The sequence below is a fragment of the Cetobacterium sp. ZOR0034 genome (assembly GCF_000799075.1).
Classification (GTDB): Bacteria; Fusobacteriota; Fusobacteriia; order Fusobacteriales; family Fusobacteriaceae; genus Cetobacterium_A.
In genome coordinates this window covers 1-6,944 of the sequence record NZ_JTLI01000083.1, presented here as the reverse complement: position 1 = coordinate 6,944, position 6,944 = coordinate 1, and the positions used below count along the sequence as shown (strand labels likewise).

Here is a 6,944-nt window from a genome sequence, read left to right as displayed (position 1 = left end):
GAGCGCACGACTGTTAATCGTGTTGTCGCTGGTTCGAGCCCAGCAAGAAGCGCCATTTTTTTATTTTTTGTAAAAAAACAGTAAAAAGAGAATCGCCAAATAGAAAAAAATTGACACAAACATCTAAATAGTGTATACTGTGTTTAAATGATGTATAAATTGAAAGAAATTCTATTATTTAATATTTAAAGGTGTTCAAATAGGTACCTTATATTAGTTGGATTGAATGGAGATTTATTACATGAAATCAAAAATTTTATGGAGGTATCAAATGAAAGGTACAGTTAAATGGTTCAACCAAGAGAAAGGATTCGGATTCATCACTGGTGAAGATGGAAAGGACGTTTTCGCACACTTCTCTCAAATTCAAAAAGATGGATTCAAAACTCTTAATGAAGGAGAAGAAGTTACTTTCGATGTAACTGAGGGAGCTAAAGGACCTCAAGCTACAAACATTGTTGTTGCAAAGTAATTTATTAAGGAGCGATAAGCTCCTTTTTTTTTATGAAAAATTTGTAAAAAATAAGTTAAATTAAAAAAATATATTTTCATTTAAAAAAGATTTATGATAAAATTATCCTAATATAAATTAAATACGAGGGGGAAATGATGGATATACTGAATTCAGTAGTAAATTTTTTAAATGATATTCTTTGGAGTTATGTTCTTATTGTAATGTTGTTATTTGTGGGGACATATTTTACTTTAAAAACAAAATTTGTACAAATTAGATATTTTGCTCAAATGATAAAAATACTAGGTGATAGTGTAGGTCATAAAGGTGGAGTATCATCGTTTAAGGCATTTTGTATAAGTACAGCTTCTAGAGTAGGAACTGGAAACTTAGCAGGGGTTGCAATAGCCATAGCTTCAGGTGGATCTGGAGCAATTTTCTGGATGTGGTTAATAGCTATTATTGGTGGAGCATCTAGTTTTGTTGAAAGTACATTAGCCCAAGTTTATAAAGTAAAGGATGGAGAAGCTTTTAGAGGTGGACCGGCATATTATATGGAAAAAGCTTTAAATAAAAAATGGATGGGTGTAGCTTTCTCAATATTAATTTCAATAACATTTGGATTAATATTTAATTCAGTTCAATCAAATACAATCTCATTGGCCTTCCATGAAGCTTTTAAAATGGACAGAACAATAATTGGAGTAATTCTGGCGATTGCAACGGGAGTTATAATTTTTGGTGGAGTTCAGAGAATTGCAAACTTTAGTGCAACGGTTGTACCTATAATGGCAACATTATACATAATAATTTCAATGTATATTGTTATTAAGAATATTGGTATGGTTCCAGAAATATTTAGAGATATAATTGAAAATGCGTTTGGAATAAGACAAGCAGTAGGTGGTGGAATAGGAGCTGCGATAATGACAGGAGTAAAAAGAGGACTATTCTCAAATGAAGCAGGAATGGGGTCAGCACCAAATGCAGCAGCAGCAGCAGAAACATCACATCCAGTTAAACAAGGATTTGTTCAAACTTTAGGAGTGTTTACAGATACAATTTTAATTTGTTCATGCACTGCATTTATGGTTCTAATTTCAGGAGCGCACCAAACAGAAGGATTAACAGGAATTCAATTAACTCAAAATGCTTTGAGTTCTCAAGTGGGTCATTGGGGAAATATTTTTATAGCTATTTGCATATTACTATTTGCATTTAGCTCAATTATTGGAAACTATTACTATGGAGAAACTAATATAGAGTTTTTAACACCAAATAAATCGTGGTTAAATCTATATAGAGCTGGAGTTATAGCTATGGTAATGTTTGGATCAGTGGGTGAACTAGCTTTAGTATGGAACATGGCAGATCTATTCATGGGGCTTATGGCAGTATTGAATCTGATTGCGATATTCTTACTAGGTAAAGTTGCTTTTGAAGCATTAAAAGATTATAATACTCAAAAAGAAAAGGGATTAGATCCATCATTTAATAAAAATGAGATAGAAATACCATATGCTGAGAGAGTTGAATGTTGGGATTAATAAAATTAGTGTTGACTTAAACTTGAAAATACTGTAAAATGCATATGGTTGCGCCTCTATAGCTCAATTGGATAGAGCATCTGACTTCGGATCAGAGGGTTATGGGTTCGATCCCTGTTGGGGGCGCCATGATTTTACTCCAACCTTAAAAAAGTAAAATTTAAGGATTAGAAGAGAAAATAAAAAAGAATAATTTATTATAGAAGACTCTATTGTTACACTTTAAAAGTGCTTAAAATAGAGTCCTTTTTCTTTAAAAATTAAAAGAATTGGATACTTATTTAAGTAGTATTATGATATAATTTAATGAAATATAAGATAAGGAGAGTTAAGATGTTAGCTGATTTAAAAGGAAGTATAAATAAAATTCGTTTAAATGAATACGAAGGTATATTTGCAGTTTATGAAGCTGTTGTTAATTCTATTCAATCAGAATCGAAAAATATTCAAGTAATTCTAAAGAAGAAGGCTAATCCTCAACTGTCTTTAGATGGTGAAATTGAAGAAATAATTGATGAAATTGAAATAATTGATGATGGGCAAGGATTTACTAAAGAAAATTTTGAGTCTTTTAAGAAAATAAATTCAACTCATAAAATAAAAATGGGTGGAAAAGGAGTTGGAAGACTTTCATGGCTAGCGATATTTGAAGAGGTAACTGTTGAAAGTACTTATAAAGAAAGTGGAAAATATTATATAAGAAAATTTAAGTTCGATTTAGAAAATGAAATCAGAGAGATTGAAAATATAGAGAGTAATATAAAAAAAGAAGAAACAAAGATAACATTAAAAACACCTACTCAAAAATATGTTAAACATTTGCCTAAAACTGCTGATGAAATGTGTGAGAAAATATTATATCATTGTTTAGGATATTTAATAGAAGGAGTTTTTGAAATAACTATAAGAGATGGGTTAAATAGTTGTAAATGCAAAGAAAAATATAGAAATGAATTAGAAAAAGATGTAAAAACTAAAAAGTTCGAGTTAAAGGAATATGATTTTGAAATTTTACATATCCCAATAAGTAAGAATAAACTTCCAAATCACGAAGTAGCATTTACAGCTAATGCTAGAGAAGTTAAAAGAAGAAAACTTGAAAAAGTTAATGAACTTTTAAGAGTACCTCTTACAATAGATGGTGAAGAAAAAAATATATTAGCATATGTAAAAGGAAAATATTTAGATGACAATGTAACTGAAGATAGAAATGATTTTTTATTTTCTAATGTTAAGGGTAGCTTATTTTTAAAAGAAAAAGATATTCTGATGGAAGTAGCTAAAGAGCTAATTGAAATATATGATGAAGAAATTAATAAAGTTATAGAAATAAATAAACAAAAAATAGAAGATTTTTTAAAAGAAAATCCTTATTATAATTCATTATATATGAGAGATAATTCCATATTAAAAGACATAAATCCGAAAAGTTCAGAAGAAGAAATAGAAACTAAATTTGAATTATTTGCTAGAAATAAAAGAAAAGAAACTTCTAATTTTATAAAAAATATAGAATTAAAAGGAGATTATCAAGAAAAACTAAAAAATGCATTAGTAAATATAGAATCTTTAAATCAATATGAATTAGCAAAGTATGTTATTCATAGAAAAGTGATTACAGAAGTTTTAGAAAAAATATTGCAAAAAAGAGCAGAAGATGATAAATATCATTATGAAGAAGATTTGCATAATTTAATATTTCCTATGAAAAAAAGCAACTTAGAAATTAATTATGATGATCATAATCTTTGGTTAATAGATGATAGACTAGCATATAATAAATTTTTAACATCAGATAAAGTTAACAAAAAAATAATTGAAGAAAGCGATAGTAATAGTAGGATAGATATAGCCACAGTGTTTGATCAAAATATTACATTCTCAGATAGATCAGAAATAGACGATGAACATTCAAATATTTTAATTATTGAATTTAAGAGACCAGGAAGAGAAGATTTTAGTGTTAGTGAGTTGAACAATCAAGTCTTAGGATATGTAGAGGATTTAAAGGATAAAAAGATAAAAACAGATAGAGGTCAAAGGATAGAAGTTAATAGAAATAGTATATTTAATATATTTATTATTTGTGAGATCACTTCTAATTTAGAAAAAGATTTAAAAAGAAGTGGATATAAAGCAATGATTGAAGGACAAGGTTTTTATACATTTAATGAAAATTATAATGCTTTAATCCAAGTAATTTCTTTAAATAAAGTTTTGAAAGATTCAAAGTTAAGAAATAAAGTATTCTTTAAGAAATTAGGATTATAGAGGTAATAGATGATAACAGAAACTTCAACTAAGAATCAACATTATGTTCCACAGTTTTTATTAAAAAAATTTTCTTTAGATAGAAAAACAATAAAGGTTTATCAAAAGGATAAAAGGAGCATTATAGAAAATGCACCTATAAAAAATCAATGTTCAAAAAAATGGTTTTATGGCAAAGGCAAAACAGAAGACAAACTATCCCAATTAGAAGGTGATGGAGCAAAAGTTATAAAAAGAGTATTAGAAGGTAAAAAAGTAGATTTTAAAGAAAAAGCTCAGCTTTATCAATTTATATATTTACAAAGTATTAGAACTCAAAAAAAAAATGATGTAATTAATAATGTTGCTAAAAAGATTCAAAAAAATTATATAGAGGCAGTTGCTAAAATTAATAATCTTGGAAATATTGATGAAATAGAAGGGATTGAAGAATTATTATCTGAGTTTGAAGCAAATTTTAAGATGACTCCAGAAAATTTAATAGATGATTATAAGTCTAATTATAATAAAATTTTAGATTTAGATTTTATAATTTTAAAAATAAAAAATTCAGAAAAAAATGAAGAGTGTGAATTTATAATAGGAGATAACCCAGTAGTGCACTATAATTATTATTTTGAGCGCTTTAATGGGGGATTAGATAGATATGGTGAAATGATAATTATGCCATTAGGGCCATATGAAACAATAATATTATATGACGAGAGAATTTATAAATTTCATAATATAAAAAAAAATAATATTATTGAAATAGAAATTGAGGATGTAAGGAAAATAAATAATTTACAATATATTCATTGTAATAAAAATATTTATTTTAGAACTATTTTAGAAAAACAAAAAGATTATTTTTATGAATTAAATATAGAAAAGAAACCAGAAATATATCAAATTTCTGATATAGTATCCATAAATTTAGATGATAAAAAATTTATAGATGTAAAATTAAGTTTTTTTAATATAAAAGAGGAAGGATTAAAGATAAAAGAGGCTTGCTTGCAAAAAATGAAGGCTTTTAGAGAGATAACAAGAGAAGCTGATATTATTGAAAATGAAAATATTGTATTTACTTATCCTTTAATGAGGAGTTCCCCTAAATCAGAGATGGATATAAGAAAAGAAATTTTTGAAATAAAAACAGGCTTAAAAGAAATAAAATATTTCTCAAAATAATAACCTCCTAGAAAATGAATTTTATATTTTCTAGGAGGTTATTATTCCATAATTAATTAAAAAAAATAATATAGTTAATATTTTGAAAATACCCTATAGTTTCTTTAAATTTAATAGATAAAATAAATAAAAGTAATACAAGTAATAAGCCAACAGCAATATAGAATATTTTTATTATTATATTTTCTAAATCATTTAATTTATCCATACTAGTATTCTTCATGAGTCTATTCCATAATTCATCAGTAGTTAAAGTTTTATTAGAATTTGTGTAATCATCATAAAAATCATTATAAATACTTATATAATGATTTGACACTTTTGTTCTTAAGTGCATTGAATAAAAAGTTGATAATCCAAGAATTAGTAAAATACTAACTTCAATCCAAATAAAAAAATGTACCCAGCCTTTAAAATCTTTAGAAATATTAACTAAAAATGTAATCGCAGCACCACTTCCAATTAAAAAGTAATTATTTCGTTCTTTTATTTCTATTAGATAATTCTCTCTATAAAAATCTATATCTTTTTCAAATTGTTCATAAGGATAATTCTCTTTAATTTCATCGGTAGAATTACTCATAGTTTGTTCTCCTTTTTGAGTTTTGGAAATTTAAATTTAAAATTATTTTTTGTTTATTTCTCTAAAAGTAACGACTTAATCAAAAGATAACCTAGCTTTCATTTTTTTCATTTTTTTCATTTTTTTTATTGCTATTTTCTGTAGTTTTATTAAGATTTCGAGGAGCTTTTGGAAGACAGCTTTCTAAACCTGTATATTTATAGACATCAAAAGCATTAGTATTATTATTAGAAACATTATTATCTTTCTTTTTTTTATCTTTATTCATTGAATACTCTCCTTCTTATTTTTGTTAAATTTAGATTTAAAATTATTTTTTGTTTATTTCTTTATTTTCTTTCTGTGATTTATTAGAATTGCATGGCATTCTTGGAATACAACTTTCTCCCATAGGCTTAACATTTTTTAAATCTTTAGTGTTAAAATTATTTCCTGATATTAATACTTCTTTTCGTTCAGTTTTAGTACTCATTTAATCCCCTCCAAATTTAAATTAAACCTATTATATAATTAAATTGCAAAAAAATCAATGTAATAAAAAATCCTAGAAGATAACTTCTATATCTTCTAGGGTTTTTATTATTATACGATTTACAATTAAGCAAAGGATCTCTTGGAGTTCTTCCATGATTTCATCAGTATTCTCCATAAAGAGTAATTCTTTTAAGTCTGAGATATTATCTTCAGTAATTACGAAGTTAGAATTTTCTAAGATAAGGTTTTCATATTTTTTAATTTCTTGCTTAGAAAGATCAACTAGCTTTTTTAACTTCTCTAACTCTGGTTTTATAGTGGAAGCATCAAGTAATCCATCCATAAGAAGCTGAGTTATTTCTCTTTTGTTTTTTGCAAGGCCAAATTCCCTGTTTTTGAAAAGCAAAGCTACAGGGAATTTTCTTCCTATCCTAATCCTGAT

Annotated in this window: 7 protein-coding genes, 1 tRNA gene and 1 pseudogene; 5 read left to right on the top strand and 4 right to left on the bottom strand. The window is 26.2% G+C overall.

The genetic code is table 11. From position 1 onward, the window contains the following. The first annotated feature begins 271 nt into the window (after positions 1-271). From L992_RS12040 to L992_RS12020, 5 genes are all read left to right on the top strand, one after another. Positions 272-472 carry a cold-shock protein gene (locus L992_RS12040; protein ID WP_023052292.1) on the top strand — a complete coding sequence of 67 codons (201 nt, stop codon included), beginning with the start codon at positions 272-274 and terminating at the stop codon, positions 470-472. Positions 473-609: 137 nt separating this feature from the next. After that, positions 610-2,001, top strand: coding sequence for a sodium:alanine symporter family protein (locus L992_RS12035; RefSeq protein ID WP_047383947.1), 1,392 nt, complete (start codon positions 610-612; stop codon positions 1,999-2,001). A 52-nt stretch (positions 2,002-2,053) separates the two neighbouring features. Next, positions 2,054-2,130: transfer RNA gene (locus L992_RS12030), tRNA-Arg, on the top strand. 204 nt (positions 2,131-2,334) lie between these two features. Continuing rightward, entirely contained in the window at positions 2,335-4,272 is a 1,938-nt protein-coding gene (locus L992_RS12025) for an ATP-binding protein (protein ID WP_047396533.1), read from the top strand. Between the two features lie 9 nt (positions 4,273-4,281). After that, on the top strand, positions 4,282-5,445 hold the full coding sequence (locus L992_RS12020) for a DUF4238 domain-containing protein (protein WP_047396531.1): 1,164 nt from the start codon (positions 4,282-4,284) through the stop codon (positions 5,443-5,445). A gap of 52 nt (positions 5,446-5,497) precedes the next feature. Here L992_RS12020 and L992_RS12015 read toward each other — a convergent pair whose 3' ends face one another. From L992_RS12015 to L992_RS12010, 4 genes and pseudogenes are all read right to left on the bottom strand, one after another. Further along, positions 5,498-6,028 carry a hypothetical protein gene (locus L992_RS12015; RefSeq protein ID WP_047396529.1) on the bottom strand — a complete coding sequence of 177 codons (531 nt, stop codon included), beginning with the start codon at positions 6,026-6,028 and terminating at the stop codon, positions 5,498-5,500. A gap of 91 nt (positions 6,029-6,119) precedes the next feature. Next, positions 6,120-6,296: a hypothetical protein gene (locus tag L992_RS13605; RefSeq protein ID WP_156110708.1), complete on the bottom strand. Its 177-nt coding sequence runs from the start codon at positions 6,294-6,296 to the stop codon at positions 6,120-6,122. 42 nt (positions 6,297-6,338) lie between these two features. Then, the gene (locus tag L992_RS13600) at positions 6,339-6,500 is read right to left on the bottom strand and encodes a hypothetical protein (protein ID WP_156110707.1); all 162 of its coding nucleotides are present in this window, start codon (positions 6,498-6,500) and stop codon (positions 6,339-6,341) included. A gap of 72 nt (positions 6,501-6,572) precedes the next feature. Beyond that, positions 6,573-6,944: pseudogene (locus L992_RS12010) on the bottom strand (hypothetical protein); the annotation flags it as partial.

Excerpts from the sequence above, each read along its gene's own strand:
- L992_RS12040 (WP_023052292.1), top strand. The coding sequence starts at position 272 with ATGAAAGGTACAGTTAAATGGTTCAACCAAGAGAAAGGATTCGGATTC.
- L992_RS12035 (WP_047383947.1), top strand. The coding sequence starts at position 610 with ATGGATATACTGAATTCAGTAGTAAATTTTTTAAATGATATTCTTTGG.
- L992_RS12025 (WP_047396533.1), top strand. The coding sequence starts at position 2,335 with ATGTTAGCTGATTTAAAAGGAAGTATAAATAAAATTCGTTTAAATGAA.
- L992_RS12020 (WP_047396531.1), top strand. The coding sequence starts at position 4,282 with ATGATAACAGAAACTTCAACTAAGAATCAACATTATGTTCCACAGTTT.
- L992_RS12015 (WP_047396529.1), bottom strand. The coding sequence starts at position 6,028 with ATGAGTAATTCTACCGATGAAATTAAAGAGAATTATCCTTATGAACAA.
- L992_RS13605 (WP_156110708.1), bottom strand. The coding sequence starts at position 6,296 with ATGAATAAAGATAAAAAAAAGAAAGATAATAATGTTTCTAATAATAAT.
- L992_RS13600 (WP_156110707.1), bottom strand. The coding sequence starts at position 6,500 with ATGAGTACTAAAACTGAACGAAAAGAAGTATTAATATCAGGAAATAAT.